A 26120-nucleotide genomic window follows, 5' to 3' on the forward strand; every position below is an offset into this window, starting at 1 on the left:
CCGCCCCACGCCCCCGGCATCGTGGCCTGCATGGGCCTTCACATACGCACCCGGCGCACCCTCACCCGCCAGGCCATACGCCGCCGCCACAGCGCGGCCGCCGCACGGACCTGGCGGCCCGCCGTGGCCGCCGCGGTCGCGTCCGCGCTGCTCGCGCCGCTAGCCGCCGCGGCCGACGCGGGCGCCGTACGGCGGGGCGCCGCCATCGCGCCCGCCTGCCGCTCCGCCCGTGACCCCGGACTCGCCGCTCGGATGTCCAAGGACATCCGGGCGGCTTTGTCGTCCCGCGCCGGCACCGTGTCCGTGGCCGTGCACGACGACACCAGCGATCTGTGGTGCGCGATCGACGCCGGGCGGCACTACGACTCGGCGAGCGTTGCCAAGGTGCTGATCATGGAGACCGTGCTGTGGCGGGCCGAGCAGTTCAAGCGCAAGCTCACCCGGTTCGAGACCCGCCGCATCCCGCCGATGATCCAGGTCTCCGACAACGGCTCGGCCTGGCAGCTCTGGCAGGACCTCGGCCCTTCACGCGTCGAGCGCTTCCTCGCCCGGGCGAAGGCCACCTCCACGACGCCGGGCCCCGGCACGCTGTGGGGCCTGACCCGCACCACCGCCCTCGACCAGATGCGGCTGCTCGGGGTGCTCACGCAGGCCCGCTCGTTCCTGCGGACGCGTGCGTACGGGCTCAAGCAGCTGCAACAGGTCCGCGCCGACCAGCGCTGGGGCGTGCCGGCGGGCATGGCCAAGGGCGTCACCGCCCACCTCAAGAACGGCTGGCTGCCGCGGGCCACGCACGGCTGGCGGGTGCACAGCATCGGCGCGTTCATCGGCCAAGGCCGCACGTACCGGATCGTCGTCCTCAGCCACGACAACCCGACGATGGCGTATGGGGTCAGGACGATCGAGAAGGTCGCGCACGCCGTGCACCGCGCCCTCAACAAGGGGCGCTCCATCGGTCAGGGGTTCACGCCCGAGAGCCAGATCAGCGAGCAGCCGGACGGGTCGGTTCCTGCCGGTGCGGATCCGCAGGGCCCGGTCGCGCCGCCGAACGCGCAGGCTCCGGTCCAGTCGCCGGATCCGCTGCGTCCGGTCGAATCGCCCGACCCGCGCGGCGAGTCCGCACCCTGACCGCCACCGCGTAGCCGAGGAGCCCCGGCACGAGACCGGCCCCCGCGCCGAAGCACAGGGTCGGGATGATCTCCCAGGCCGCCCCGGGGCCGCCCGACTGCTGCCACCACCGCACCGTGCGGTGCACCGCGCCGAGCAGCACACAGCCGCCCATGAAGGCGAACGCGGCGATCCGGGCGCGGCGGGTCGGTGCCGGCACCCCGGACGTGCCGGCATCCGCGGCACGCCGCAGCGCCGACACCGCGAAGCAGCCCACGGCGAACAGCGCGAGCGCCGAACCGCCGTACTGCAGGTACCAGTAGAGCGGCGACCCGGCGATCTCCTCGCCGAGCACCGGGAACACCCGCATGCCCCACCGGTCGAGATGCGTGAACGCGTCCCACACGGTGTGCGTCGCCGCACCGAGCACCGCCGAGACGTAGCACGCCAACAGCAGGGAACCGACGGGCCGTTCACCCCAGGGACGCCCGCGGACGAGACCGAGCACCCGGCCCTGTCGGGCCCGCGGCAGCAGGGCCACGAGCGGTTCGCGCAGCAGCAGCCACGCCCCCACGAGCAGCGCGGTGATCGCCACGTCCACCGTGAAGACCCCGGGCCAGGAGTGCGTGACCGTGCCGAACTCCATCGCCCCGGGCAGCGCGCTGGCCGCGAAGTAGGTGAGGTCCGGTGCGAAGGAGCCCGCGATCATCACCGACGGCAGCAGCGGCCCGCGCCCGGTCCCGTCCCTGCGCACCAGCGGCAGTACGGCGGCGGCATGACTGAGCGTGAACGGCAACGGGGCTCCTCAGGGCCTGACGTACGGGCACATCCTGATCAAGGACGAACGGCGGCAGCCGCCGGTTCCCCGGACCGGGCCCCCGTCCGCTCAGCGCGACCGTGCACACCGCAGGAACGGAATTTCCCCGGATCCACACACGTCATCCACCAACAAATCGGACAGGAACCGGTTTCTGAGCGGAGGAACTTGTCGTAGTGTCGCGTGCGTTGGCGCGTGGGGTGCGCGCGCCGGGTGGGAACACGGGAGGGGAACCGTAACCATGCGAGCGCTCTTCGGTCAGCGGATGCGCAAGACGACGGCGGCGGCAGCGGTCGCCGCGGCGGCCTTCGCCGCGCTCTCCGCGTCGCAGGCGCCCGGGGTCACGGACGTTCCGTCGGGCGGCCGGCAGTCCACCGGAACTGCGGATGTGCCGGACGCGCAGGCCGGCGATGACTCGTACTACACAGACATCCCGCCGCTCAAGTCGCCCGCTCCCAATGACCCGGATGCGCCCACGGGTGACGGCTCGGGCATTCCCGAGACCGTGCTCGCCGCCTACCAGCAGGCGGCGAACGCCCTGCGTGGGGACAACCCGGACTGCAACCTGCCGTGGGAACTGCTCGCGGCCATCGGCAAGGTCGAGTCCGGCCATGCCAGCGGTGGAAAGGTCGATGCCGACGGCACTGTCACCGTCTCGAACGGAATCCTTGGGCCGCCCCTGGACGGCAACGGATTCGCCAAGATCACGGATACCGATGGCGGCCTCTACGACGGCGACACGGTGCACGACAGGGCCGTGGGCCCGATGCAGTTCATCCCGTCGACCTGGGAGACATGGCGCCAGGACGGCAACGGGGACGGCAAGGAAGACCCCAAGAACATCTTCGACGCGGCTCTGGCGGCCGGAAAGTACCTGTGCGCCAACAACCGCGACCTGTCGAAGAGCTCCGACATGCGTCAGGCGATCCTGAGCTATAACCGCTCGACGGCGTATTACGAGGACGTTCTGGCGTGGTTCGAGCACTACCGCAAGGGTGTTGACCCGCTGCCGGACGGTACCGGGGACACCCCGGGCAACCGCAACGACGACAACATCCCGGACCCGGACCCCACGCCCACCCCGACCCCTCCGGGCAGCAGCGGCAGCGGCAACTCCGGTGGCGGGGGTGGCGATTCCGGCGGTGGCAACACGGGCGGGGGCGGCAGTACGCCGGAGCCCGGAGGGTCCGAGGACCCGGACCCGAGCCCGTCACCCGACCCGGACCCCACCCCCGAACCGGTCGCCCGCCTGACCCGGACCGGCGTCACCTCGTTCACCGCCACCGAAGGCACCGCCTTCGCGAGCTCCCCGAAGGTCAAGGCGGCCACGTCCTCCGGTGCCGGAGTCGCCCGCAAGATCGTGCGCTTCGAGATCGTCGGCGACACGGAGGCGACCTTCAGCGGCGGCGCGAAGACGGCCAGTGTCGTGACCTCGGCGAGCGGCATCGCCACCGCGCCCGCGATGCAGGCGGGCGAACAGACCGGCGAGTTCACGATCCGCGCCACGACCACCGTGGGCGCGCGCGTCCTGAGCACCGAGTTCTCCGCCACCGTCACCGCGCGCCAGGCGGACGCCCTCACCAGCGCCACGGCCACGCTGACCGGAGCACCGGGCGCCGCCTTCGCCGAGGCCGTCGAGGTGAAGGCCACCCTGAACGGCGCCGCGGCCGCGGGCGTCGAGGTCACCGCCACGATGATCAAGAACCCGGAGGGCGACCCGAACGACGCGGGCCCCTACTTCAAGGACGCCGACGGCAAGGTGATCCGCACCCTCACCCTGGCCACCGGCGCCGACGGCACGCTGAAGCTGCCGCAGATCTTCGCCGACGACACGGCCGGCACGTACACGCTGCGCCTGCTCGCCCCCGGCGGCGGCAAGCTGGACATCGAGCTGAAGGTGGCGGCGGCCGAGTCGCCCTCGCCGAGCCCGACCCCGTAAGGCCTGCCCCCTGTCGTAGGGCCGGAGACCAACTCCCGTCCCTGCCTCAGGACTTCACACCCGTCACCGCACCGCCCCTGACCCGGAACCCGGATCAGGGGCGGTGCGACGTGTTCTCATCTCGCCCCCGCGTTGCTACGGTGCCCCAGCCCTGACGCCGTATCAGATCCTGGGAGGGGGACCGCACATGCGCGCTCTCATAGCTGCGGGGATCGGTCTCGCCGTGGCGCTCGCCCTGGTCCTCACCATCTCCTCGATGGAGGCGCCGCCGGGCAAGACCTCGCCGAAGCCGCTGCTCACCACCGTCCCCAAGCACCCGTAGGGAGGGCCGCTGCGATGCGCCGCAAGGCCAGCCTCATCCTGCTCGCGTTCGCCGTCTTCTTCGCGGCCCTCTCGCCGTTGCTCCGCTTCTACGCGTTCCCGCGCCTGGCGAAGGTGCCGGCGAATCAGTACCAGGTCATGGTCCTGGAAGCGAAGGGCGCGACCATCATGGACGCGTCGATGCAGGTCAAGAAGACCGATCTCTCGATCGTGCAGACCCTCCGGGGCAACGTGGAGGAGTCCGAGAAGATCGAGGAGTCGGCCGGTCGTGACGTCGTGGTCTGGGACGGCCTGTCGTACGCCCAGGACTCCGACGGCAAGATGGTCACCAGGATTCCGGAACGCTACATCTTCGACGCGCACTCATCGGAACCTGTCCACGCCACCGGCGAGATGGCCGACGCCAAGCCGGTCAAGCGTGAGGGCCTGGAGTTCAAGTGGCCGTTCCTCACGGAGAAGCGGGACTACGAGTACTTCGACGCGCGCAGCCGCACGACCAACCCGATCCTCTACAAGGGCGAGCAGAACTTCCGCGGCGTGGACGTCTACTACTTCGAGCAGACCATTCCGTGGCAGAAGGTCGACTATCCGAGCACGCTGCCCGTCCCCAACATGAATCCGAAGACGTTGGAGAAGCAGACCGGTACCGAGATGTGGTACACGACGGTCCGCAAATTCTGGGTCGAGCCCACGACCGGTGCCCCGGTCTACGGCGAGGAGATCCACAAGGAGGAGATGCGCGGCGGCTCGCTGACCGAGGCCGCGGGCGGCAAGATGACCGTCTTCGACGGCCACGTCAAGATGCGCGAGGACTTCATCAAGTCCACCGTCGACCTGGTCAAGTCGCAGCGCGTCCTCGTCCTGCTCATGACCTCGTATCTGCCCTGGGGCTTCCTGATCCTCGGTGTGCTGCTGCTCGCGCTGTCGCTCTGGCTGGAGGCGCGCAGCCGCCGGCCCGGGGACGACCCCGAGTCCACGGACGACCGCGAACCCGAGCCCGCGCCCGCGGGGGTGTGACGCTCCGGGCCGCCGGGAGGCGTCAACGCTCCCTGCGCAGGCGGGCGTTGGTGAACCGGGTAGGTTCCGCACCCGCAGGGTCCTCGGGCCAGGGGTGCTTCGGGTACCGTCCGCGCAGCTCGGCCCGTACCGCCTGATAGCCGCCCTGCCAGAACGAGGCGAGGTCGGCCGTCACGGCGGCGGGCCGGCCCGCGGGCGACAACAGGTGCACCAGCACGGGCACGCCCGCGATCTCGGGCGTCTCGGCGAGCCCGAACATCTCCTGCAGCTTCACCGCGAGCACGGGCTGACCGGGATCGGAGTAGTCGACGCGGACACTCGAACCGCTCGGCACGGTCAGGCGTTCCGGCGCCAGCTCGTCGAGCCGCACCGCCTCCCCGGTGGCCCACGGCAGCAGCCGCGTGAGCGCCTGGCCGGCGTCGATCCGCGCGAGATCGGCGCGGCGCCGCGCCTTCGACAGCTCGGGCTCCAGCCACTCGTCCGCCCGGGCGAGCAGCGCGGCGTCGGTCACCTCGGGCCAGGGCTCGCCGAGCCGCCGCCGCAGGAACGCCAGGCGCCGCCTCAACTCCTCCGCCTTCTGCGGCCACTTGAGGAGGGCGAGCCCGTCGGTGGCGAGGCCTTCGAGCAGCGCGGCGCGTACGAGGCCGGGGTCGGGGTCGGTGAGCGGCCGCACCCGCAGCTCGATCGCGCCGAGCCGTTCCACCCGCCGTGCGACGACGTCTCCGTCCGCCCAGGCGACCTCCTCGCCGCCGCCGAGGAGCGGCGCTGCGGCGCTGCGGGCCGCGGACTCGTCGAGCACGGCACCGAGCCGCACGCGGGCGTGCGCCGAGCCGACGGGCCGGTCGGCCACGGCGACGGCGAGCCACGCGGAGCCGGACAGCGGGGAGCCGTCCGGGAGTTCGGCGGCGGTGCCCGAGGCCATGAGGTAGGCGCCGCCGCCCTTGGCCCGCGCGACCCGCTCGGGGAACGCGAGGGCGGTGACGAGGGCGGGGGAGCGGTCGTCGGAGGCGGGCTCGGCGGGGAGGTCGGTGGCGTCCGTGCGGTCGGTGGCGTCCGTGCGGTCCGCGGCGTCCGTGCGGTCCGCCTGGCCGGCCGCGGCGACCAGCCGGCGCGTCTCCGTACGCCAGCGGGCCGCGTACGCGTCGCCGCCCCGGCGGGCCCGGCGCCAGGCGGCCGCCAGGTCGTCGCCGTACTCGCGCGGCGGCTCCTCGCTCAGCAGCGCCACCAGCTCGGCCGCGCGCCGTGCGCCGAGTTCACGGGCGCCGTCCAGGAGCGCGCGGCCCAGGCGCGGGTGCAGGCCCAACCCGGCCATGCGCAGGCCCCGTTCGGACACCCGCCCGGAGGGTTCGAGCGCGCCGACGGCCGTCAGCGTCCGGCGCGCCGCCGCCATCGCACCGGCCGGCGGGGCGTCGAGCAGCGCGAGCCCGGAGGCGTCCGGGTCGCCCCAGCAGGCGGCCTGCAACGCGAACGCCGTCAGGTCCGCGACCTTGATCTCCGGCGCGGGGAACCGGGGCAGGCGCCCGTCCTCCGCCTCGTCCCAGCAGCGGTACACCGCGCCCGGCGCCTCACGTCCGGCGCGGCCCGCCCGCTGCCGGCCCGCCGCCTGCGAGGCCCGTACGGTCGTCAGGGCGCTCAGGCCGCGCGCGTGGTCGGTCCGCGGCTCGCGCGCGAGCCCCGAGTCGACGACCACCCGCACCCCGGGGACGGTAAGCGAGGACTCCGCCACCGACGTGGCGAGCACGACACGGCGCCGCTCGCCCGGGGACAGCACGGCGTCCTGCACCGCGGCGGGCGCACGGCCGTGCACCTGGAGCACGTCCGCACCGGTCAGCTCGCCCAACTGGCCCGCCACACGCGCGATTTCACCGACCCCGGGCAGGAAGCAGAGCACGTCGCCTGTGCGTTCATCGAGCGCACGGCGGACCGTGGCCGCGACATGCGCCAGGAGCGCGGGATCGACCCGCATCCCGTGCGGCGGGCGCACCGGACGCGGCGGCGGCGCCCAGACCACCTCGACGGGGTGGGCCGTGCCCTGCGCCTCGACGACCGGTGCGCCGCCGAGCAGCCGGGCCCAGCCCTCGGCGTCGGTGGTCGCGGAGGCGGCGACGAGCCGCAGCTCGGGACGCAGGGCGGCCCGCACGTCCAGGAGGAACGCGGCGACCGTGTCCGCGTCGAGATGCCGCTCGTGGCACTCGTCCAGGACCACCAGGTCGACCCCGGTCAACTCCTGGTCGCGCTGGAGGCGTTGCAGCAGGACGCCGGTCGTGACGACCTCGACGCGGGTGTGCGCGGAGACCTTCCGCTCGCCGCGCACCGTGAACCCGACGGTCCGCCCCACCTGCTCGTCGAGCAGCCAGGCCATCCGCCGCGCGGCGGCGCGGGCGGCGATCCGCCGCGGCTCGGCGACGACCACCTTCGCGGGCGCGCGGCCGTCGAGGAGACCCGCGAGCGCCAGCGGTACGAGGGTGGTCTTGCCGGTACCGGGCGGGGCGCACAGGACGGCGGTGCCGTGCGCGTCGAGCGCCGCGGCCAGGGCGGGCAGGGCGGCGCGGACGGGCAGCTGGTCGAGGGCGGCGGCGGGGCGGGTCACCGTCCCAGTGTGGCGGGTCGGGGCACGGTCCCATTGGGGCGGGTGTGCAGGCTGCGCGGGCGGCGGCCCGGTTTCGGGAGGGCGCGCGGCGGGGGAAAGACACGCATGCTCCGCCGCACCCTCACCGTGGCCCTCCTGCTGTCCGCCCTGCTCACGGCGGCCGCACCCGCGACGGCCCAGGACCCGCCCGGTCCCGGGCCCCACCCCTTCTGGGTGGACCCGGACAGCGACGCGGCGCGCCAAGCCGCCCTCTGGGAGCGGCAGGGCCCCACCGAGGACGCCCGCACCATGCGCCGTATCGCCGACCAGCCCACCCCGGTCTGGCTCGCCGACGCCGACCCCACCTTCGGCATCGAACGGGCCGTCCGCGCCGCGGCCGCGGCGGACCGCACCGTCCTCCTCGTCGCGTACCGCATCCCGCACCGCGACTGCGGGCAGTACTCCGCGGGCGGAGCCGAGAGCGGGCCCGCGTATCTGCGCTGGATCGACCGGTTCGCCCGGACCGTCGGCGACGCGAAGGCCCTCGTCGTCCTCGAACCCGACGCCGTCCCGCACCTGCTCGACGGCTGCACCCCCGCGCGCCACCAGGAGGAGCGGTACGAGCTGCTCGCCCGGGCGGTCGACCGGCTCAAGCGACAGCCCCGCACCAAGGTGTACCTGGACGCCGGCCACCCGGCCTGGGTGCCGGAGCCGTGGCGGATGGTCCCTGCGCTGATGCGTTCCGGCGTGGCCCGCGCCGACGGCTTCGCGCTCAACGTGTCCAACTTCCGCGCCGACGACGAGGTCATCGCGTACGGAGACCGCTTCAGCGAACTCCTCGGCGGCAAGCACTATGTAGTGGACACCAGCCGGAACGGCAGCGGACCGCCGCCCGCGGGGACGAGCGAACCCTGGTGCAATCCGCCCGGCCGCACCCTGGGCCGCGTTCCCACCACCGACACCGGGCACCCCCGGATCGACGCCTTCCTCTGGATCAAGCACCCTGGGGACTCCGACCGCGCCTGCCGGGGTGCACCGGAGGCGGGGGAGTGGTGGCCGCAGGCCGCCCTCGCGCTCGCCCGCACACCGCGGCCCTGACGCCGGGCGGCCACGGGTGCGTGCCTCAGTCCCGCTCGCAGACGAAGATCGCCGTACCGGGGATCAGTGAGCCCCGCAGCGGGGACCAGCCGCCCCATTCCTGGCTGTTCCACTCCGGCCATTCCGGTTCGACCAGATCCACGAGCCGGAACCCGGCCGCGACCACGTCCCGCACCCGGTCCCCGACGGTCCGGTGGTGCTCGACGTACACTGCGCGGCCCTGCTCGTCCTGCTCCACGTACGGCGTGCGGTCGAAGTACGAGGCCGACACCGAAAGGCCCTCGGGCCCCGGCTCGTCCGGGAACGCCCAGCGGATCGGGTGCGTGACCGAGAAGACGAAGCGGGCGCCGGGGCGCAGCACCCGCCGCACCTCCCGCAGGACCTGCACCGGGTCGGCGACGAAGGGGAGCGCCCCGTACGCCGAGCACGCGAGGTCGAAGGAGCCGTCCGCGAACGGCAGGGCGCCCGCGTCCGCCTCCACCAGGCCCACGCCCTCGGCGCCGATCCGCAGCGCGTGCTGCAACTGCCGGTGCGAGAGGTCGAGCGCCACCGGACGCGCGCCCTGCGCGGCCAGCCAGCGCGCGCACTGGGCGGCGCCCGCACCGATCTCCAGGACGGAGCGGCCCTTCAGCTCCGCCGCCGGACCGAGCAGTCCGGCCTCCGCCTCGTCGAGCCCTTCCGGACCCCAGACGAAACGGTCGTCGCCGAGGAAGGCGCCGTGGTCGCTCTGGTACTCGTCGGCGTTCCGGTCCCACCAGCCCCGGCTGGCGCGGCTGCTCTCGGCGACGTCGGTGGCACGGCGCGTGGCGGTCGCGTCCTCGTCCACGGAGCCGGCGGCATCGGCGGGGGATGCGTCGTGACGGGGCTGCGCATGCGGCGGACCTGCGCCCTCGGCGGGCGTGGTCCGGGCGGGTGCAGAAGTGCGGTCGGCGGGCTCTTGGATGATGGGCTCCCACGTCGTAAGGTGCGGTACGTCCGTCGGCCGGAGAGGCCGGCCGAGGTCCTTTTCCGGACCGCCGGATCCTGCTGCCGCAAGACCCTGCGGGCGGCGGACCACGGGGGCGTGAGCGACCCCGATGGCCTCGTGCGACAGTTTTTGTGCCGGGTATGCGGCGATCCGCCCCGGGTGTGCGCCTTCGCGCATTGACCCTGCCCGACAGCCCCCGTATGCTACAAGTTGCGCTGCGAGCCTGCGCTCCTCAGACATAGCAGGCTGCGCTCGCGTCTGTTGTATGTCCCCTCGGTTGTCGAGGCGCCTCGGAGTTTCTCCGGATAGGCGCTTCCTAGGCTGTCCGGCTTCTTCAGAGCGAAATCGGCTCCCGGCGTAGCAGTACCTACGACTTCAATGTCCGTACCGGAGCCCTTTCCCACATGACGAGCAGCACCGAGACCACCGCCACCACTCCGCAGGTTGCGGTCAACGACATCGGTAACGAGGAAGCCTTCCTCGCCGCGATCGACGAGACGATCAAGTACTTCAACGACGGCGACATCGTCGACGGCGTCATCGTGAAGGTCGACCGGGACGAGGTCCTGCTCGACATCGGTTACAAGACCGAAGGCGTCATCCCCTCCCGCGAGCTTTCGATCAAGCACGACGTCGACCCCAACGAGGTCGTCGCCGTGGGCGATGAGATCGAGGCCCTGGTTCTCCAGAAGGAGGACAAGGAAGGCCGCCTCATCCTGTCCAAGAAGCGCGCTCAGTACGAGCGTGCCTGGGGCACGATCGAGAAGATCAAGGAAGAGGACGGCATCGTCACCGGTACCGTCATCGAGGTCGTCAAGGGTGGTCTCATCCTCGACATCGGCCTCCGCGGCTTCCTCCCGGCCTCCCTGGTCGAGATGCGTCGCGTCCGCGACCTCCAGCCCTACGTGGGCAAGGAGCTCGAGGCGAAGATCATCGAGCTGGACAAGAACCGCAACAACGTGGTCCTGTCCCGCCGTGCCTGGCTGGAGCAGACCCAGTCCGAGGTCCGCCAGACGTTCCTCACCACCCTGCAGAAGGGCCAGGTCCGCTCCGGCGTCGTGTCCTCGATCGTCAACTTCGGTGCCTTCGTGGACCTGGGTGGCGTCGACGGTCTCGTCCACGTCTCCGAGCTCTCCTGGAAGCACATCGACCACCCCTCCGAGGTTGTCGAGGTCGGCCAGGAAGTCACCGTCGAGGTCCTCGACGTCGACATGGACCGCGAGCGCGTCTCCCTGTCGCTCAAGGCGACGCAGGAAGACCCGTGGCAGCAGTTCGCCCGTACGCACCAGATCGGTCAGGTCGTCCCGGGTAAGGTCACGAAGCTCGTTCCGTTCGGTGCGTTCGTCCGCGTCGACGAGGGCATCGAGGGTCTGGTCCACATCTCCGAGCTGGCCGAGCGCCACGTGGAGATCCCGGAGCAGGTCGTCCAGGTCAACGACGAGATCTTCGTCAAGGTCATCGACATCGACCTCGAGCGCCGCCGCATCAGCCTCTCGCTGAAGCAGGCCAACGAGTCCTTCGGTGCCGACCCGGCCTCGGTCGAGTTCGACCCGACCCTGTACGGCATGGCCGCGTCGTACGACGACCAGGGCAACTACATCTACCCCGAGGGCTTCGACCCCGAGACCAACGACTGGCTCGAGGGCTACGAGGCTCAGCGCGAGGCCTGGGAGACCCAGTACGCCGAGGCGCAGCAGCGCTTCGAGCAGCACCAGGCTCAGGTCATCAAGTCCCGCGAGGCCGACGCCCAGGCTGCGGCCGAGGGTGGCGACGCCGCTGCTGCCGCCCCGTCCGCGGGTGGCCAGGGTGGCGGTTCGTACTCCTCCGAGGGTGCGGACAACTCCGGCGCGCTCGCCTCTGACGAGGCCCTCGCCGCGCTCCGCGAGAAGCTGGCCGGCGGCCAGAGCTGAAGCTCCGCTCGCTGAGCGGTAGTTGACTGCGACCGAGGCCCGCATTCCCTTCGGGGGGTGCGGGCCTCGGTGTTTTTTGTGTGCGGGTGAGGTGTTCGGCCCCGGCGGGTCGGTGCTGCTCCGCTGCTCCGCGGCGGTAGGGATGGGGCGGGGCTGAAGCCCCACGCCCGACGGCCTCCGCGGGGCTCCGCCCCTTGCACCCCCGGTCGGCGCCGGGGTTCGGACCCGGCGGTCCGTGTTGCTCCGCTGCTCGCTTCCGGGCGCGTCCCCCCGCCTCCGGACCGCGCCCACCTTCGCCTCCGGGCCGTGCCCCCCACCTCCGGGCCGCGGACGTCCCCGCGCACCCTTCGAGAGGAGCCCGTGTCCCAGGGGGACGTCTCCCTCGGCAAGATTCCCCACCACGCCAAGAAAGGCGTGGCCGTACGGGTGTTGGGGAATGTCGTGCGGAGCGTGGGCGTTGTTGCGTACGGACACGAGGAGGAGCGGTCACTGTGGCTGACGCGACGAGTTTGTACGAATGGGATGCCAAGGGTCTCGCCGTGGCCGACATGGCGCTGGCGCAGGACTCGGCCGGGCTTGTGATGCTCTACCACTTCGACGGCTACATCGACGCGGGCGAGACCGGTGAGCAGATCATCGAGGAGCTGGGCGACGCCCTGCCCGGCCAGGTCGTGGCGCGCTTCGACCACGACCGGCTCGTGGACTACCGGGCACGGCGCCCGCTGCTGACCTTCCAGCGCGACCAGTGGGTGGACTACGAGGAGCCCGCCATCGAGGTGCGGCTGCTCCAGGACGCCACCGGCGCGCCCTTCCTGGTGCTCGCCGGACCCGAGCCCGACGTCGAGTGGGAGCTGTTCGCCCAGGCCGTCGGCGAGGTCGTCGAGCGGCTCGGCGTACGGCTCGCGGTGAACTTCCACGGGATCCCGATGGGCGTCCCGCACACCCGCCCCGTCGGCCTGACCCCGCACGGCAACCGCACCGACCTCGTCCCCGGGCACCGCAGCCCCTTCGACGAGGCGCAGGTCCCGGGCAGCGCGGCGGCCCTGGTCGAGTACCGGCTGATCCAGGCCGGACACGACGTGCTGGGCGTCGCGGCCCACGTACCGCACTACATCGCGCGCTCGGCGTACCCGGACGCCGCCCTGACCGTCCTGGAGACGATCACCTCGGCCACCGGCCTGGTGCTGCCGGCCGTGGCGCACGCGCTGCGCACCCAGGCGCACCGCACGCAGAACGAGATCGAGCGCCAGATCCAGGAGGGCGACGAGGAGCTGGTCGCGATGGTGCAGGGCCTGGAGCACCAGTACGACGCGGCGGCCGGCGCCGAGACCCGCGGCAACATGCTCGCCGAGCCGGTCGAGATCCCCACGGCGGATGAGATCGGCCGTGAGCTGGAGCAGTTCCTGGCGGAGCGGGACACCGACAAGTAAGCGGGACACCGACAAGTAGCAGTGCAGTCCAGGGTGCCCCCGGCGGTCCCGGGGGCACCCTGGGCAGAGAGTGAAGGCAGGGCCTAGGCTTCCGCTCATGCTGAAGGTGGGTCTGACCGGTGGCATCGGCGCCGGCAAGAGTTCGGTTTCGCGGCTGCTCGACGCGTACGGTGCCGTCCTGATCGACGCGGATCAGATCGCCCGTGAGGTGGTCGCCCCGGGAACTCCCGGTCTGGCAGCGGTCGTCGAAGCCTTCGGCGAGGAGATCCTCGCCCAGGACGGCTCCCTCGACCGCCCCCGCCTCGGGTCGATCGTGTTCGCCGACCCCGAGCGGCTCGCCGTGCTCAACGGGATCGTGCACCCCCTCGTCGGCGCCCGCTCGGCCGAGCTGGAGCGGGCCGCCGCCGAGGACGCCGTCGTGGTCCACGACGTACCGCTGCTCGCCGAGAACGGACTCGCACCGCTTTACGACCTCGTGATCGTGGTGGACGCCCAGCCCGAGACGCAGCTCGACCGTCTCGTACGGCTGCGGGGCATGAGCGAGGACGACGCGCGGGCCCGTATGGCGGCCCAGGCCACCCGTGAGAAGCGCTTGGAGATCGCCGACATCGTGATCGACAACGACGGGCCGCTGGACGCCCTGGAACCGCAGGTCCGTGCGGTCTGGGAGCAGCTGCGCACGCGCGCGGCGCGCGGCTGACGGGGCGGCGCGGACGTGGTCGTTCTCGCGGCGCTCACCGCGCTCGGCGGTCTGGTCGCGCTGCTCGCCGGCGCGTACGGGCTGTGGCAGACCCGGCGGCTCGCGGCCGCGGGCGAGGCGGTGACTGCATTGGTCAAACCGGCGCCCCAGGGGGCTGAGCGGCCGCTGCTGCAATTCGTGACCCTCGACGGCCGCGTCATGGAAGTGCCCTCGCCGGTGCCGCCGAGCCGCCGTCTCCCGCTCAGGACCGGCACGGAGGTGCGGATCGCCTACGATCCCGGCGACCCCCGCGCCGTCCTGCTGCCCGGCAGCGAGCGGATCCGGCTCGACCAGGGCTTCGTCGCGGCCGGGGCGGCACTCGTCGTGCTCGGCGCGGTGCTCGCGGTGACACTGGGCTGAGCGGTCACCCGTCCGGGCCGCGTATGGGGTGCAGGGTGCCGGGGCAGCGTAAAGGCAGCAGAGGCATATGCGTAGGACCGCCGTACGTGCGGTACGCGGAGGCTGCCGTACGTGAGGCTGCTGCTGTACAGGGGGGCCGCCGTACGTGGCGGCCGGCACGGTGTGCGGAATGGCTCGGGAGCGACAGGCGTTGAAGGTGATCGGCCAGCGGAAGGATGCGGCGTGCCGGAGAACAATGGACGTGGACGGACCCCGGAGACGGACGTCATCGACTTCCGGGCGGCCGAGCAGCTGCTCGAGGCGCGCGATCCGCGCGGGGCGATCAAACTGCTCGACGCGGTGATCGAGGCCCATCCCGAGCACACGGCGGCGCGGCTGCTGCGGGCCCGCGCCTTCTTCGCGGGGGCCCAACTGCGCGCCGCGGAGCTGGAGTTCTCGATCGTCCTGGAACGTGAGCCGGACAACGCCTTCGCGCACTTCGCGCTCGCCCGCACCTACGAGCGGATGAGCCGCCCCGGCCCCGCCAAGCGCCACTTCCGGCTCGCCGCGGCGCTCGATCCGCAGCCGGAGTATCTGGCGGCGGCACGCTTCGACGAGGCCGGGTAGCGGCCAGGCCGCCCGGCGCGCCCCGGGGGCGGGCCAGGCGGCGGGGGAGCGGGTCAGCCCGAGTGCAGGACCCGGAAACTGCCCGGATCGGCCGGATCGCGGTCGGCGATCTGGACCGGCGGCCACGCCCACTGCCAGATGCCCGTACCCGACGTGCGCGAGAACCGGATGAGTCCGCGCGTGCCATCGACCGCGACCTCGGACCAGGCCGCGGCGGTCCGTTCCCAGGCCGCGGCCGTTTCCTCCGGGGCCACGCCCTGCGTGCGCAGCACCTCGGCGAGCACCGCCACGGTGTCGTACCCCTCGAACCCGACGAACGACGGCGCCGCGCCCAGGCGCTCCCGCAGGTCCTGCCCGACCCGCGTGCCCAGCGGGCCGAACCGCTCCGGCAGATAGCGCAGGAACGGCACGCCGGCCCCGTCCGCCCCGAGCTGCTCGGCCCAGGAGGCGAACTCGGGCTGTCCGGCCGGGGCGCCGATCAGGACCCCGCCCAGGCGCGGGTCCGCCCGCACGGCCCGGACGAGCGGTACGGCGGGCTCGGGATGGCCCACGAGCAGCAGCAGGGCGGTCGCCTCGTGGGCGGCCAGGCCGCCGCAGAGGGCGCGCGGGTCCTCGTGCTCCGGCAGCCCGAGCTCGACGACCGTGCCGCCCAGGGGTGCGAGGTGCTCCCGCAGGATGCCGGTGCCTGCGGCCCAGTAGACGCTCGGCTGCGCGGCCACGGCGATACGGCGATGGCCCGCCTTGAGCAGGAAGTCCGCGTAGAGCCGCCAGCCGTGCGACTGGGCCGGGGCGATCCGGGCGACCCGGTGAGCAGGCTCATCGGTGAGGGTGTCGATGACCGCGGAGGAGCACAGGAAGGGCAGGCCGAGCGCCTCGGCCCGGGCGGCGGCGGCACGGGCGACCACGCTGTGGTACTCGCCCACGAGCGCGGCCACCCCGAGACCGGCCAGCTCGGCCACGGCCTCCGCGGCCCGCTGCGGATCGGCCCCGGTGTCCCGTATCAGCAGCTCCAGGGGACGGCCCGCGATCCCGCCGTCGGCATTGACCTCGTCCACCGCCAACTCGAGCCCGGCGATGAGGTGTTGACCCGCCTCGGCCCAGCCGGGCGCGGAGAGCGGGGCGAGGGCGCCGATGCGGACAGGGGTCTCTTCTCGCCGCGTCGGCGGCACCTGGGTGACCATGCCCCACATTGCATCCGGGGGCGGTGTCCCCGGGCAAGCGGTTTCGGGTCATGGTCGGTTTCGGGGCCCACGCCGGTTTCGGGGCACGTCCCTGATGCCCGATCGGGTGCATCCTGGAAAGAGCAGGAAGCAGGAGGTCTGCTCCCCGGAGGTGAGCGGCGATGCGTCGTACCGGCAGTGAGCCGTTGACCGCGCGCAGTCCCCTCCGGCTGCGCTTCTGGCTCGGTCTGTGGGGTCTGCTGTGGGCCATCGCGGGCACCGTCGCGTTCGCGCTCGCCGGGCGAACCGGCTGGGCGGTGGCGTGCGGGGTGCTGTGGCTGGTGATCACGGTGGACCTGGTCCTCGTCCTGCGCCACATCAAGCAGGGGCCGCACTACCAGCCGGGCCCGGACGTGCCGCCGTACGAGCCGGACCGCGGTGGTCCTGGGCCGGGCGGTGTGCGGCGCGGTGACGGCTGAGATCCGTCAGCTTCGTACAAGACGCGGGGCCGGCCCGCGCGTGAAGCTGGCCGCATGGACACCCACCCGGCCAAGCCCGCCGCCCCCGTGAACCTGACCGCCGCGCTCGCGTCCTTCGAGGAGGTCTACAGCCCGCGAATCGTCGCGCGCATGAACGACTACGACGTACGGATCGCCCACACCGAAGGCGAGCACGTGTGGCACGTCCACGAGGACACCGACGAGTTCTTCCTCGTGCTCGACGGACGCTTCGACATCGCGCTGCGCGACGGCGAGGGGAAGGAATCAACGGTCGTGCTGCACAAGGGAGATGTGTTCGTGGTGCCGCGCGGCACCGAGCACAAGCCCTCCTCGCCCGGCGGCTCCATCCTGATGTTCGAGCCGTCGGGGACGGCGTCGACGGGGGACCGGTACGAGGGGGAGCTGCCGGACCACGTGGACAGCACCACCGGGCATGAACTCGCCTGACCCGTCGAGGAGTTCGCGCGGAGCGGCGGAGAGTTCGCGTGCTCGGAACACGTACGAGAAAAGTGCGGTCCCACCGATGAGTTCGGACCGCACCCCGGGTCTATCCCTGTGACAGCGCGACCAAGCGCCCGCCTCCCTTCACAAGGATCCCCGAGGAGCAGCTCATGTCCGAGGCCACTCTCCCCACGTCCGTCGCCACCGCATCCCCGCTCAGCGTCCGCCGCAGCCGGCGTGCCACCGTCTCGCTGACCGCGCTGCGCGTCGTGCTCGGGCTCTTCTTCGCCCTCGCCAGCGCGGCCCCGAAGCTCACCGCGCACGTCTCCGCGACCGACAGCTTCGACCGGATCGGGTTCGGCGACTGGTTCATGTACACCATCGGCGGGCTCGAACTGCTCGGTGGCATCGCCCTGTTGATCCCCGTCCTGTCCGGGGTCGCCTCGATCGCCTTCGTCGGCCTGATGATCGGTGCGTTCAGCTTCAGCATCGCCTTCATGGACGGCGAGTTCTGGTACACGCCGCTGATCCTCATCGTGCCGCTGGTGCTCGTCGCGCGGGCGCAGCGGGATCAGACGGTGCGGCTTCTGAAGGCGGTGCGGCGCCGGGTGTGATGCCCGGCCCCGCGCCCCCGCTCGGCGCCCTCGCTCGGCCCGGTCCACCGGTACCTTCCGGTGGACCGGGCCGCAGGCATGCTCAGCGATCCGCGCCGCCCGGCCTGCTCCGCCGGGATCGGCGCGGCGCGTGCTGGTCGTCCTTGAGCCACGGCGTCTCGCCCTTGAGACGGGGCGCCTCGCCCTTGAGTCGCGGCGCCTCGCCCGTGACCGGGTCGAACGCGCCCAGGGCCGCGGCCAGGTCAGGGGAGCCGAGGCCCCGGAGCCGCTCCATCTCGCGCCGGTCGCGCTTGGTCGGCCGGCCCGCGCCCCGGTCCCGTACCCCCGCGGGCGCCACGGCCTCGCGGGGCGGGGGCGGCGGGCTGTTGTCCTGGTAGCACTCGACGGCCACCGGGGCGCCCACGCGCTTGCGGATGATCTTCTTGACGATCACGACCCGCTCGCGGTGCTCGGCCCGCAGCCGCACCTCGTCGCCCGCCTTCACCGCCTGTGCGGGCTTGGCGCGCTCGCCGTTGACTCGGACATGGCCCGCGCGGCAGGCCGTCGCGGCGGCGGACCGGGTCTTGAGCAGCCGTACGGACCAGATCCAGGCGTCGACCCGTACGCTGCCGCTCTCGGAGGGCTCGGAAGTCATGCCTTGACCCTAATGGGACATGCCGGGGCTCCCCCAGCGCCTTTTCTCACGGGATCATGCCTGCGGGGGTGAGCCGATGACCGTACGGCAGGAGCCTTCGGGCTTACGGGCAGGGCAGGCGCGCCGGGTCCGCGCGTGGACGGAGGCCGACCGCGAGCGCGGCGGACGCGGGGAGTGCCTGCTGCGGCTGCCGGGGATCCTCCTCGTCGACACCGAGTGCTGCACCGACCACGAGCGGTTCATCGGGCCCGGGTACGAGGACGGGTACGGCGTCGTCCTCACCAGGTCGGGGGCGTTCCGGTGGCGGCAGCAGGGCGAGGAGTCCTGGATGGACGCCACCGCCGGCTATCTCACGCGGCCCGGCGACGAGGTGTACAGCGCGCATCCGCTCGGCACCGGTGACACCGCGACCCTGATCCATCTGGGCGAGACGGAGTTCGCGGAGCGCTTCGACGGGGCGGGGTCCCGGCGCAGGCTGGTCGTCACGGGCCCGACCGATCTGGCGCACCGGTCGCTGCTTGCGGCGGCCCGGCGGGGCACCGACCGGTTCGAACTGGCCGACCGCGTCCAGCAGTTGCTCGGCCGCGTGGCCGGAGACGCGGGATGCGGAGGGGTGGACGAGGTGGCGCCGCTGCCCGCTCGGCGTGTGCACCAGCGGCTGGTCGCGGACGCGTGCGAGGCGCTCGCCGCCGGGTCCCTGACCGGCTCGCTCGACGACCTGGCCGGCCGGATCGGGTCCTCGCCGCACCACCTGAGCCGGGTGTTCCGGCGGGTGACCGGCCGCACCCTCACCGCGTACCGCAACGAGCTGCGGATCCGCGCCGTCCTGGAGGACCTCGCGGCGGGCCGGGGCGGGCTGCGGGCCCTGTCGGCCGCGTACGAGTTCGCGGACCAGGCGCATCTGACCCGCGTGATGCGGCGGCACGTGGGGGAAACGCCCAGCGCCGTGCGGGAGTTGCTGTGCCGGAAATGAACGGCGTCGTGGGGGAGGTGCCGGGCGGCTCGGCGAAGGAGCGCGGGGAAGTGTTCATGAGCGCGGCGAGGTGAGCCTTCACGCGGGGAAGGAGCGCGGCGAGATGAGTCTTCGCGCGGCGAAGTGAGCATGAATGTCCAACGCCGTGGCGTCGTCCGCCTCCGACAATGGCGGCCCTGAACCATAGGAGACCGATCGGACATCGGGGGAGCCCATGGCATTCACCCAGCGCGCCGGCCTGTTCACGGCCGCGCTGATCAGCATCGCGGCCTGCACGGGGGCGGCGCCCTCGGCGCAGGGGACGGCGGGGGCGGGACAGGGGACGCTTCAGGGCACGGCGGGGGCGGCACAGGGTGCTTCGGGCAGCGGGCAGGGCGCGGGGCCGCGGCTCGTGGACCCGCGGCCCTGCCCGGGCCTGACCGACGTCACCTGTTCCGATCTCGTGGTCCCGCTGGACCGCACCGGCAAGCAGCCCGGCACGCTCAAGCTGCAGGTCGCCGCCGGGAACAACACCGACGCGCCGCGCGGCGTCCTGCTGCTGCTCACCGGCGGTCCCGGACAGCCCGGTGTCATCTTCTACAAGTCGATGGCCGAGCGGCTGCCCGAGGTCGTCAAGCAGTACCGGCTCGTGATGATCGACCAGCGCGGCACCGGCGGCGGAGCCATCGACTGTCCGGCTCTGCAGAAGGAGGTCGGGTCCAGCGACACGGCCGTGCCCAGCAAGGCCGCCGTCACGGAGTGCGCCGGACTCCTCGGCGAGAAGCGGAACTTCTACACCACCTCCGACACCGTCGCCGACTTCGAGGACCTGCGCCAAGCACTGAAGGCGCCGAAGATGACGCTCGACGGGGTCTCCTACGGCACGTTCACGGCCGCGCAGTACGGGCTCACGCATCCGCGGCGCACCGCACGGCTCGTCCTCGACTCGGTGGTGCCCAGCGACGGGGCCGGCGCGCTCTACGAGGACTCGCTGCACCACACCAGGTCCGTGCTGCGCACCGCCTGCGCGGAACAGAACTGCGGATACGACCCCGCAAAGGACCTCGCGAAGGTGGTGCGCAGGGACGACAACGGCGTGGAGGTCTTCTCCATGCTGGTGGTCGCGAGCATCATCGACCCGAAGCTGTCGAACCCCGACCTCGGTTTCCTGGACGCGATCCACCGGTCGGCGGGCGGCGACACCGAGCCTCTGAACCGGCTCATCAAGGGCTTCACCACTCCGGACGGCACACCCGTGAACCAGTTCAGCGCGGGGCTGCACGCGGCGACGCTGTGCGCCGACACCCGGTTCCCGTGGGGTGGTGCGGCGGCGCCCGTCGAGGGCCGCGCACAGGCGCTGCGCAAGGCCGTGCAGCGGATCAAGCCCTCGTACGTGTGGCCCTTCGAGCGGGCGACGGCCGGCGAACAGGGCATCCCGCAGACCTGTCTGCCCTGGCCGCGCTCCCGCCCCAACCCCGCGCCTCCGCATGCCGTGTTGACCATGCCGGTGCTGCTCCTGCACGGAGACCGCGACCTGTCCACGCCGGTGCGCTGGGCGAAGGACCTGGCCGCGCAGACCCCGCGGGGCGAACTGGCCGTGATCGAGGGCGCGGGCCACTCGGTGCAGCGGCGCAGTGACGCGGGGGCGCGGGCCGCTCAGGAGTTCCTGCTGAGGTGAGCGGCTCGGCGGCGCAGGTGTCCCGTGCAGGGGGCGGGACACCTGCGCCGCCGCTGCCCGTCCGGCGGGGCCGTGCTAGCCGGCGGGGCGCCAGGACATACGGATGTCCGGCTCCCGCTCCTCGTTGTGCGAGCCGTCGGTGCGCTCCAGCTCCACGAAGCCGTGCCGTGCGTAGAAGCGCTGTGCCGGGGTGTTGACCTGGAAGGTCCACAGCGAAAGTCCGCCGGGGTGACGGGACTTGGCCAGCTCGACGAACCGGTCGCCGAGGCCCCGGCCGCGGTGCTCGGGGGCGAGGTAGAGCTGTTCGAGCTCCGCGCCGTCGAGCACCAGGAGACCGGCCACCTGCCCGTCGTCCGTCTCGGCCAGCCAGGTCTCAAGGCCGGGTACGACGACATGCCGGAACCAGGCCCGCACCTCGTCGTCCGTGTGCGCCCGCCGCACACCGGGCAGCGCGGCCGCGTACGAGCGCAGCCAGACCTCCGCGAGGGCCGCGGCGTCGGCGGTCTCGGCTCTGCGCAGCAGGGGCGTGGTCGCGCCGGAGGGTCCGGGCGCGGTCGCGCCGGGGGATCCGGGGGCCGCCGGGCCCGAGGGGTCGGGGGCCGTCACTCCGGCACCACGGCCGTCGCCGTGATCTCGACCAGCTGGCCGGGGTAGCCGAGGCTCGCGACGCCGAGCAGCGTCGAGGAGTGCGGCCCGCCCTCCGCGGTGCTCAGGCCCGAGGCCTCCACCACCCGCCACACCTCCGCGAGCACGGCGGGATCGCTGCTCACCACGTAGACGTCCGTGTACACCACCTGCGACAGGTCGCTGCCGATGGCGTGCAGCTGGCCCTCCAGGTTGGCGAGGACCTGCTCGGTCTGGCGGACGGGGTCACCGGGGCCGATCAGCTGTCCGTCCGCGTCCAACGGGACCGACCCGGCCAGGAAGGCCAGGCGCGTACCGGCCTCGACGATCGAGGCGTGCGAGTACGTGGGCGGCTTCAGCAGACCGGCGGCGGCGATGGTGCGCTGGATGATGACGACCTCCGAGGTGACGAGTGGGCAGCCGGGCGCGGTGACCGCGGGGCATCCCGGGGTACCCGTGGGGTGCCCGCGGTATCCGTCGGGCGGCCCGCGGCCCCCGGCACGTGTCGGACGGTCCGGCGCTATCCGACGGACGGCCCGCGGCGCCTGTCGGACGGCCCGGCGTGCGGTCGAGTGGCCGCGTGCCGGGAGTGTGCGGATCCTGGACACGGGACCGGGCCCATCCTCACGTCCGGATGAGGTCCGCGCACCTGAATTTGCCCGTACCTCGGAATGTTCCGCTCCAGTTCGGAGTTGCCCACCATCATGAAGGCCATCGCACTCGAAAAGTACGGATCCCCCGACGACCTGCGCCTCGTCGACCTGCCCGACCCCAAGGTCGCACCCGGTGAGGTGCTGATCAGGGTCAAGGCGGCCGCGGTCAACCCGGTCGACTGGAAGCTCGCCGCCGGCTATCTCGACCCGGTGATGGAGGTCCGCTTCCCGCTGATCTCCGGCTGGGACGTGGCCGGCGTCGTGGAGAAGACCGGCTTCGACGCCACGGAGTTCGCCGTCGGCGACGAGGTGTTCGGCTATGTCCGCAAGGACTGGGCGCAGAACGGCGCCTACGCCGAGCTGGTCTCCGCACCTGTACGCACCCTCGCCAAGAAGCCCGCGTCGCTCAGCTGGGAACAGGCGGCCGGTGTGCCGCTGGCCGGGCTCACCGCCTACCAGTCGCTCAAGCGCGTCGGCGTGGGCGCGGGCGAGACCGTCCTCATCCACGCTGCGGCCGGCGGCGTCGGCTCGCTCGGCGTGCAGATCGCGGTGGCGCAGGGCGCGCGGGTCATCGGCACGGCGAGCGAGCGCAACCACGCCTTCCTGCGCGAACTCGGAGCCGAGCCCGTCACGTACGGGGACGGACTGGCCGACCGCGTACGGGAGTTGGCACCGGACGGCGTGGACGCGGTGCTCGACTTCGTGGGCGAGGGCGCCGTCGCGCAAACGCACGACCTGCTCAAGCAGCGGGGCCGGGTCGCCTCGATCGCGGACGGCCAGGGAGCCCTGGAGGCCGGCGGCCACTACGTCTGGGTGCGCCCGTCCGCCGAGGACCTGACAGCCCTCGCCGACCTGGCCGACTCCGGCAAACTCACCGTCCACGTCGACAAGACCCTCCCGCTCGCGGAGGCGGCCGAGGCCTGGCGGATCAGCCAGGAGGGCCGGACGCGGGGGAAGATCGTGCTGACGGTCTGAGTCCGACGTTTCGTGGACCTGGGGGCCCGGTCGCCGGTTGATCCGGTGATCGGGCCGCCCCGGTTTCACCCCGTCCGCAGGTGGGAGAGCAACTCCGCGCCCGCCGGGTACTCCGTCTCCTCGGGCAACAGGCGCGCCGCCGTCTCCAGTTCGCCGGCCGAGACGAGCGCGTGGATCTCCCTGGCCGCCGCGGTCACGTCGGAGATTCCCACGATCCACTCGTCCGCGTAGCGCCGCGTCGCCTCGCCCGAGAGCCCGAGCTGGAGCGAGCGGTACGGCAGCGCCCGGAGCCGCAGATCCCGCTCGGGATCCCACTGCACCCGCGCGGGCGCCCGCTTCAACTCCCGCCGCCAGGAGGCCAGGTCGGGGTGCAGCCCGCGCACATAGTGCGAGAGGCAGGAGTGCCGCAGCGCCCACTCGAATCCCTCCCGCCGTATCTCCACGGCCAGCACGGTCTCCTGGCCCTCCTTGGTGCCCCACCCGCAGCGGTACATCATCCAGAGGAAGGACGGCTTGATCCAGGTCATGCGGTCCCGCTTCCATGCCTCGGGAAACCGCCCGTCGCGCGCGGCCGGCCCACCGATCTCGGGCCGGTAGGCCTGATAGACGGTGACGGTCTCGTCGGTGTGGCGGGCTCGGATGCGGTGCTTCGGGTGGTCCTGCGTGTGCTCGTGACGCGGATGCATCTGCTCAGGGTGCGGGTGGAACCGCCGCGCGTCGAACGGGTTTCGGGTGTGCCGAGGGCCGAGGGCCGAGGGCTGGCGGCTCCCGGCCCTGGGTCCGAAGTGTCGGAGCCGGCCGGGTCCGTGCGGCTCAGGACTCCACCGGGATGTCCAGCGAGGTCCCGTACAGGCGGGAGACCCGGAGGCGGATCACCACTCGGCGTTCCTCCACCAGTTGCTCCAGGAAGCCCCGTTCGTCGGCCGGGTCGGTGAATCCGGGGGTGAGGGAGAGGAGTTCGCGGCCGATTTCGTCGCCCGGGGTCTCTGTCGGGGCGGAGACCTCGGCCGTGCCCTCGGCGACGGCGAAGGACCAGTTTCCGGGGCCCGAGACGTGCAGGGCCGCGTGTGGATCGGCCTGTATCTGGCGGACCTTGAGGCGATCGGCCGTCGTGGAGACGCGCACGATCCGTTCGACCGGATCCCAGTGGTGCAGCACCGTGGACAGGTGCGGGTGCCCGGTGCGGCGCACGGTTGCCAGGACCGAGAAGGACTGGGAACCGAGCAGCTCCGACAGTTCGGCGTCGGAGAGGACGCGGGGGGCGGGGCCGGACGCGGGCTTCCGGGACGGGACGGCTGCGGCGGTTGGGGCGGCTGGGGCGGCTGCGTTCGCGGTGTCGAGGTCGGTCGGCGTGGCGGTGTGGGTGCTCATTGGTGGCTCCATTTGGTGGGGTGCGGTCGGTGGGTATGCGGTTGGTGTGGATGGGGTTGGCGTCGGGCGGGGGCGTGGTCAGGGGGCAGGGGGCTCGGCGGCTTGGAGAGGGGGGCGGGAGGGCTGTGCGGGCTGGGCTCGTCAGGCCGTCACGTGGAGGTGGGCCGTGGTGAGGGGCTCGGCCGGGGCGGGGGTCTTCGGCTTGCGGACGACGGCGTAGGCGATGACGAAGGCCGCGACGAGGAGGGCCGCGCCGACCGTGAAGGCGAGTTGGTAGCCGCTGGTCAGGGCCGCCGCCTCGGTGGCTCCCGCGGACAGGCGGGATTCGGTGCGGGAGGCCGCGAGGGTGGACAGGACCGCGACGCCCAGGGCCATGCCGATCTGCTGGGTCGTGTTGAACACCCCGGAGGCGAGACCGGCGTCGGACTCGCTCGCACCCGACATCCCGAGCGAGGTGAGGGCCGGCAGCGCGAGGCCGAAGCCTGCCGCGAGCAGCATCACCGGAAGCAGGTCGACGGCATAATTCGCGCGCTCCGGGAGGCGGGTGAGCAGCACGAGCATCGCCACCAGGAGGGCCAACCCGGCAAGCAGCACCCGCCGTTCGCCGAAGCGGGCGTTGAGCCGCGCGGAGACGCCCAGGGAGACCGCGCCGATCACCACGGCCGCGGGCAGCATCGCCAGACCCGTCTCCGCGGCACCGTATCCGCGGACCCGCTGGAGGTAGAGCGCCACCAGGACCTGGAAGGAGAAGAGCGCGGCGACCATCAGGATCTGCACCAGGTTCGCCCCCGTGACCTGGCGTGAGCGGAAGATGCGCAGGGGGACCAGCGGGGTGCGCGCCCGGGCCTGACGTGCCACGAAGGCGGCGAGCAGCAGTGCGGCGAGGGCGCCGAGGCCGAGGGTGTGGGCCGAGGTCCACCCGTACGACTCGACCTTGACCACCGTGTAGATGCCCAGCATCAGGCCCGCGGTCACGAGCAGCGCACCGAGGATGTCCGCGCCCGCGGAGAGGCCGAGCCCGCGGTCGCGGGGCAGCACGGCGGCGGCGACCACCAGCGAGGCGAGGCCGATCGGGAGGTTGATGAAGAAGATCCAGTTCCACGTCAGTGCATCGGTGAGGACTCCGCCGACCACCTGGCCTATGGACGCGCCGGCCGCGCCCGTGAAGCTGAACACCGCGATGGCACGCGCCCGTTCACGCGCCTCGGTGAAGAGGGTCACCAGGATGCCGAGGCTCACCGCCGCCGCCATCGCGCTGCCGACGCCCTGCAGGAAGCGGGCCGCGATGAGGACCGCGGGCGAGGCGGCGACACCCGCGAGGAGCGAGGCCGCGGTGAAGACCCCGGTGCCGTAGAGGAACATCCGGCGGCGGCCGAGCAGGTCACCGAGGCGTCCCGCGAGCAGGAGGAGGGAGCCGAAGGCGATCAGATACGCGTTCACCACCCAGCTCAGGCCCGCCGGGGTGAAGCCCAGGTCGCTCTGCATGGCGGGCATCGCCACGGTCACGATCGAACCGTCGAGCACGATCATCAGCGTCCCGGTCGCCACCACGGCGAGCGAGAGCTGCTTGCTCCTTGCTGAAAGTGCTTGGGACATACGTGAGTTGGCAAGCATGACGCACTCCGGTCGTCGACGGGG

At 72.7% G+C, this 26120-nt stretch carries 25 protein-coding genes and 1 pseudogene; 16 read left to right on the plus strand and 10 right to left on the minus strand.

The genetic code is table 11. The annotated features are described in order from the left end of the window. Positions 1 to 468: 468 nt before the first annotated feature. A pseudogene (locus BLT97_RS38475) lies at positions 469 to 849 on the plus strand (serine hydrolase); the annotation flags it as partial. Between the two features lie 133 nt (positions 850 to 982). On the opposite strand, the gene BLT97_RS14320 reads toward BLT97_RS38475, so the two are convergent. Further along, positions 983 to 1903, minus strand: a complete 921-nt coding sequence (locus tag BLT97_RS14320) for a DUF4184 family protein (RefSeq protein WP_093609855.1) — start codon at positions 1901 to 1903, stop codon at positions 983 to 985. Positions 1904 to 2165: 262 nt separating this feature from the next. Here BLT97_RS14320 and BLT97_RS37280 point away from each other — a divergent pair, with 262 nt between their 5' ends. The 3 genes from BLT97_RS37280 (at position 2166) to pgfA (ending at position 5201) form a co-directional block, all read left to right on the plus strand. Beyond that, a complete protein-coding gene (locus BLT97_RS37280) occupies positions 2166 to 3863 on the plus strand; it encodes a lytic transglycosylase domain-containing protein (RefSeq protein WP_107407015.1) in 1698 nt (565 codons plus the stop codon). A 187-nt stretch (positions 3864 to 4050) separates the two neighbouring features. Then, positions 4051 to 4185, plus strand: a complete 135-nt coding sequence (locus tag BLT97_RS37285) for an SPW_0924 family protein (RefSeq protein WP_107407016.1) — start codon at positions 4051 to 4053, stop codon at positions 4183 to 4185. A gap of 14 nt (positions 4186 to 4199) precedes the next feature. Continuing rightward, complete coding sequence (pgfA, locus tag BLT97_RS14340) at positions 4200 to 5201, plus strand: cell envelope lipid trafficking protein PgfA (protein ID WP_093609863.1); 1002 nt, start codon at positions 4200 to 4202, stop codon at positions 5199 to 5201. A 22-nt stretch (positions 5202 to 5223) separates the two neighbouring features. Here the strand turns inward: pgfA and hrpB are convergent, their stop codons facing one another. Next, a complete protein-coding gene (hrpB, locus tag BLT97_RS14345) occupies positions 5224 to 7791 on the minus strand; it encodes an ATP-dependent helicase HrpB (RefSeq protein WP_093609865.1) in 2568 nt (855 codons plus the stop codon). 105 nt (positions 7792 to 7896) lie between these two features. On the opposite strand from hrpB, the gene BLT97_RS14350 reads away from it, so the two are divergent. Next, on the plus strand, positions 7897 to 8868 hold the full coding sequence (locus BLT97_RS14350) for a glycoside hydrolase family 6 protein (RefSeq protein ID WP_093609867.1): 972 nt from the start codon (positions 7897 to 7899) through the stop codon (positions 8866 to 8868). 25 nt (positions 8869 to 8893) lie between these two features. Here BLT97_RS14350 and BLT97_RS14355 read toward each other — a convergent pair whose 3' ends face one another. Then, positions 8894 to 9694, minus strand: a complete 801-nt coding sequence (locus BLT97_RS14355) for a class I SAM-dependent methyltransferase (RefSeq protein WP_093609869.1) — start codon at positions 9692 to 9694, stop codon at positions 8894 to 8896. Between the two features lie 545 nt (positions 9695 to 10239). Here BLT97_RS14355 and rpsA point away from each other — a divergent pair. The 5 genes from rpsA (at position 10240) to BLT97_RS14385 (ending at position 14880) form a co-directional block, all read left to right on the plus strand. Beyond that, positions 10240 to 11745, plus strand: coding sequence for a 30S ribosomal protein S1 (gene rpsA / locus BLT97_RS14365; protein WP_093609871.1), 1506 nt, complete (start codon positions 10240 to 10242; stop codon positions 11743 to 11745). Between the two features lie 548 nt (positions 11746 to 12293). Then, positions 12294 to 13175, plus strand: coding sequence for a PAC2 family protein (locus tag BLT97_RS14370; protein WP_093610022.1), 882 nt, complete (start codon positions 12294 to 12296; stop codon positions 13173 to 13175). 97 nt (positions 13176 to 13272) lie between these two features. After that, positions 13273 to 13875 carry a dephospho-CoA kinase gene (gene coaE / locus BLT97_RS14375; protein ID WP_093609873.1) on the plus strand — a complete coding sequence of 201 codons (603 nt, stop codon included), beginning with the start codon at positions 13273 to 13275 and terminating at the stop codon, positions 13873 to 13875. A 15-nt stretch (positions 13876 to 13890) separates the two neighbouring features. Then, entirely contained in the window at positions 13891 to 14274 is a 384-nt protein-coding gene (locus BLT97_RS14380; RefSeq protein ID WP_093609875.1) for a DUF3592 domain-containing protein, read from the plus strand. 222 nt (positions 14275 to 14496) lie between these two features. Further along, complete coding sequence (locus BLT97_RS14385) at positions 14497 to 14880, plus strand: tetratricopeptide repeat protein (RefSeq protein WP_093609877.1); 384 nt, start codon at positions 14497 to 14499, stop codon at positions 14878 to 14880. A 53-nt stretch (positions 14881 to 14933) separates the two neighbouring features. Here the strand turns inward: BLT97_RS14385 and BLT97_RS14390 are convergent, their stop codons facing one another. Continuing rightward, a complete protein-coding gene (locus tag BLT97_RS14390; protein ID WP_093610024.1) occupies positions 14934 to 16061 on the minus strand; it encodes an ABC transporter substrate-binding protein in 1128 nt (375 codons plus the stop codon). 161 nt (positions 16062 to 16222) lie between these two features. On the opposite strand from BLT97_RS14390, the gene BLT97_RS14395 reads away from it, so the two are divergent. The 3 genes from BLT97_RS14395 to BLT97_RS14405 all read left to right on the plus strand — a co-directional run bounded on the left by BLT97_RS14395 (position 16223) and on the right by BLT97_RS14405 (position 17595). Then, the gene (locus tag BLT97_RS14395; protein WP_093609879.1) at positions 16223 to 16519 is read left to right on the plus strand and encodes a DUF6343 family protein; all 297 of its coding nucleotides are present in this window, start codon (positions 16223 to 16225) and stop codon (positions 16517 to 16519) included. Between the two features lie 54 nt (positions 16520 to 16573). Further along, the gene (locus BLT97_RS14400; protein ID WP_093609881.1) at positions 16574 to 16987 is read left to right on the plus strand and encodes a cupin domain-containing protein; all 414 of its coding nucleotides are present in this window, start codon (positions 16574 to 16576) and stop codon (positions 16985 to 16987) included. A gap of 164 nt (positions 16988 to 17151) precedes the next feature. Further along, entirely contained in the window at positions 17152 to 17595 is a 444-nt protein-coding gene (locus tag BLT97_RS14405; RefSeq protein ID WP_093609883.1) for a DoxX family protein, read from the plus strand. Between the two features lie 82 nt (positions 17596 to 17677). Here BLT97_RS14405 and BLT97_RS14410 read toward each other — a convergent pair whose 3' ends face one another. After that, a complete protein-coding gene (locus BLT97_RS14410) occupies positions 17678 to 18229 on the minus strand; it encodes an RNA-binding S4 domain-containing protein (RefSeq protein WP_093609885.1) in 552 nt (183 codons plus the stop codon). Between the two features lie 76 nt (positions 18230 to 18305). Between BLT97_RS14410 and BLT97_RS14415 the strand changes: the two genes are divergently transcribed. Both BLT97_RS14415 and BLT97_RS14420 read left to right on the plus strand, forming a co-directional pair. Further along, on the plus strand, positions 18306 to 19202 hold the full coding sequence (locus BLT97_RS14415; protein WP_107407017.1) for a helix-turn-helix transcriptional regulator: 897 nt from the start codon (positions 18306 to 18308) through the stop codon (positions 19200 to 19202). 214 nt (positions 19203 to 19416) lie between these two features. Next, entirely contained in the window at positions 19417 to 20859 is a 1443-nt protein-coding gene (locus tag BLT97_RS14420; RefSeq protein WP_093609889.1) for an alpha/beta hydrolase, read from the plus strand. 75 nt (positions 20860 to 20934) lie between these two features. Here the strand turns inward: BLT97_RS14420 and BLT97_RS14425 are convergent, their stop codons facing one another. After that, positions 20935 to 21381: a GNAT family N-acetyltransferase gene (locus BLT97_RS14425; RefSeq protein WP_176953767.1), complete on the minus strand. Its 447-nt coding sequence runs from the start codon at positions 21379 to 21381 to the stop codon at positions 20935 to 20937. Between the two features lie 80 nt (positions 21382 to 21461). Further along, positions 21462 to 22091 carry a RidA family protein gene (locus tag BLT97_RS14430; RefSeq protein ID WP_245769316.1) on the minus strand — a complete coding sequence of 210 codons (630 nt, stop codon included), beginning with the start codon at positions 22089 to 22091 and terminating at the stop codon, positions 21462 to 21464. A 96-nt stretch (positions 22092 to 22187) separates the two neighbouring features. Here BLT97_RS14430 and BLT97_RS14435 point away from each other — a divergent pair, with 96 nt between their 5' ends. Then, the gene (locus tag BLT97_RS14435; protein ID WP_093610028.1) at positions 22188 to 23111 is read left to right on the plus strand and encodes an NADP-dependent oxidoreductase; all 924 of its coding nucleotides are present in this window, start codon (positions 22188 to 22190) and stop codon (positions 23109 to 23111) included. Between the two features lie 65 nt (positions 23112 to 23176). Here the strand turns inward: BLT97_RS14435 and BLT97_RS14440 are convergent, their stop codons facing one another. From BLT97_RS14440 to BLT97_RS14450, 3 genes are all read right to left on the minus strand, one after another. Next, positions 23177 to 23797, minus strand: coding sequence for a DUF4291 domain-containing protein (locus tag BLT97_RS14440; protein ID WP_093609893.1), 621 nt, complete (start codon positions 23795 to 23797; stop codon positions 23177 to 23179). Between the two features lie 127 nt (positions 23798 to 23924). Next, positions 23925 to 24482, minus strand: a complete 558-nt coding sequence (locus tag BLT97_RS14445; protein WP_093609895.1) for a pyridoxamine 5'-phosphate oxidase family protein — start codon at positions 24480 to 24482, stop codon at positions 23925 to 23927. 141 nt (positions 24483 to 24623) lie between these two features. Continuing rightward, positions 24624 to 26078: an MFS transporter gene (locus BLT97_RS14450; protein WP_245769317.1), complete on the minus strand. Its 1455-nt coding sequence runs from the start codon at positions 26076 to 26078 to the stop codon at positions 24624 to 24626. Positions 26079 to 26120: the final 42 nt, after the last annotated feature.

The organism is Streptomyces indicus, from assembly GCF_900100315.1.
Classification (GTDB): domain Bacteria; phylum Actinomycetota; class Actinomycetes; order Streptomycetales; family Streptomycetaceae; genus Streptomyces; species Streptomyces indicus.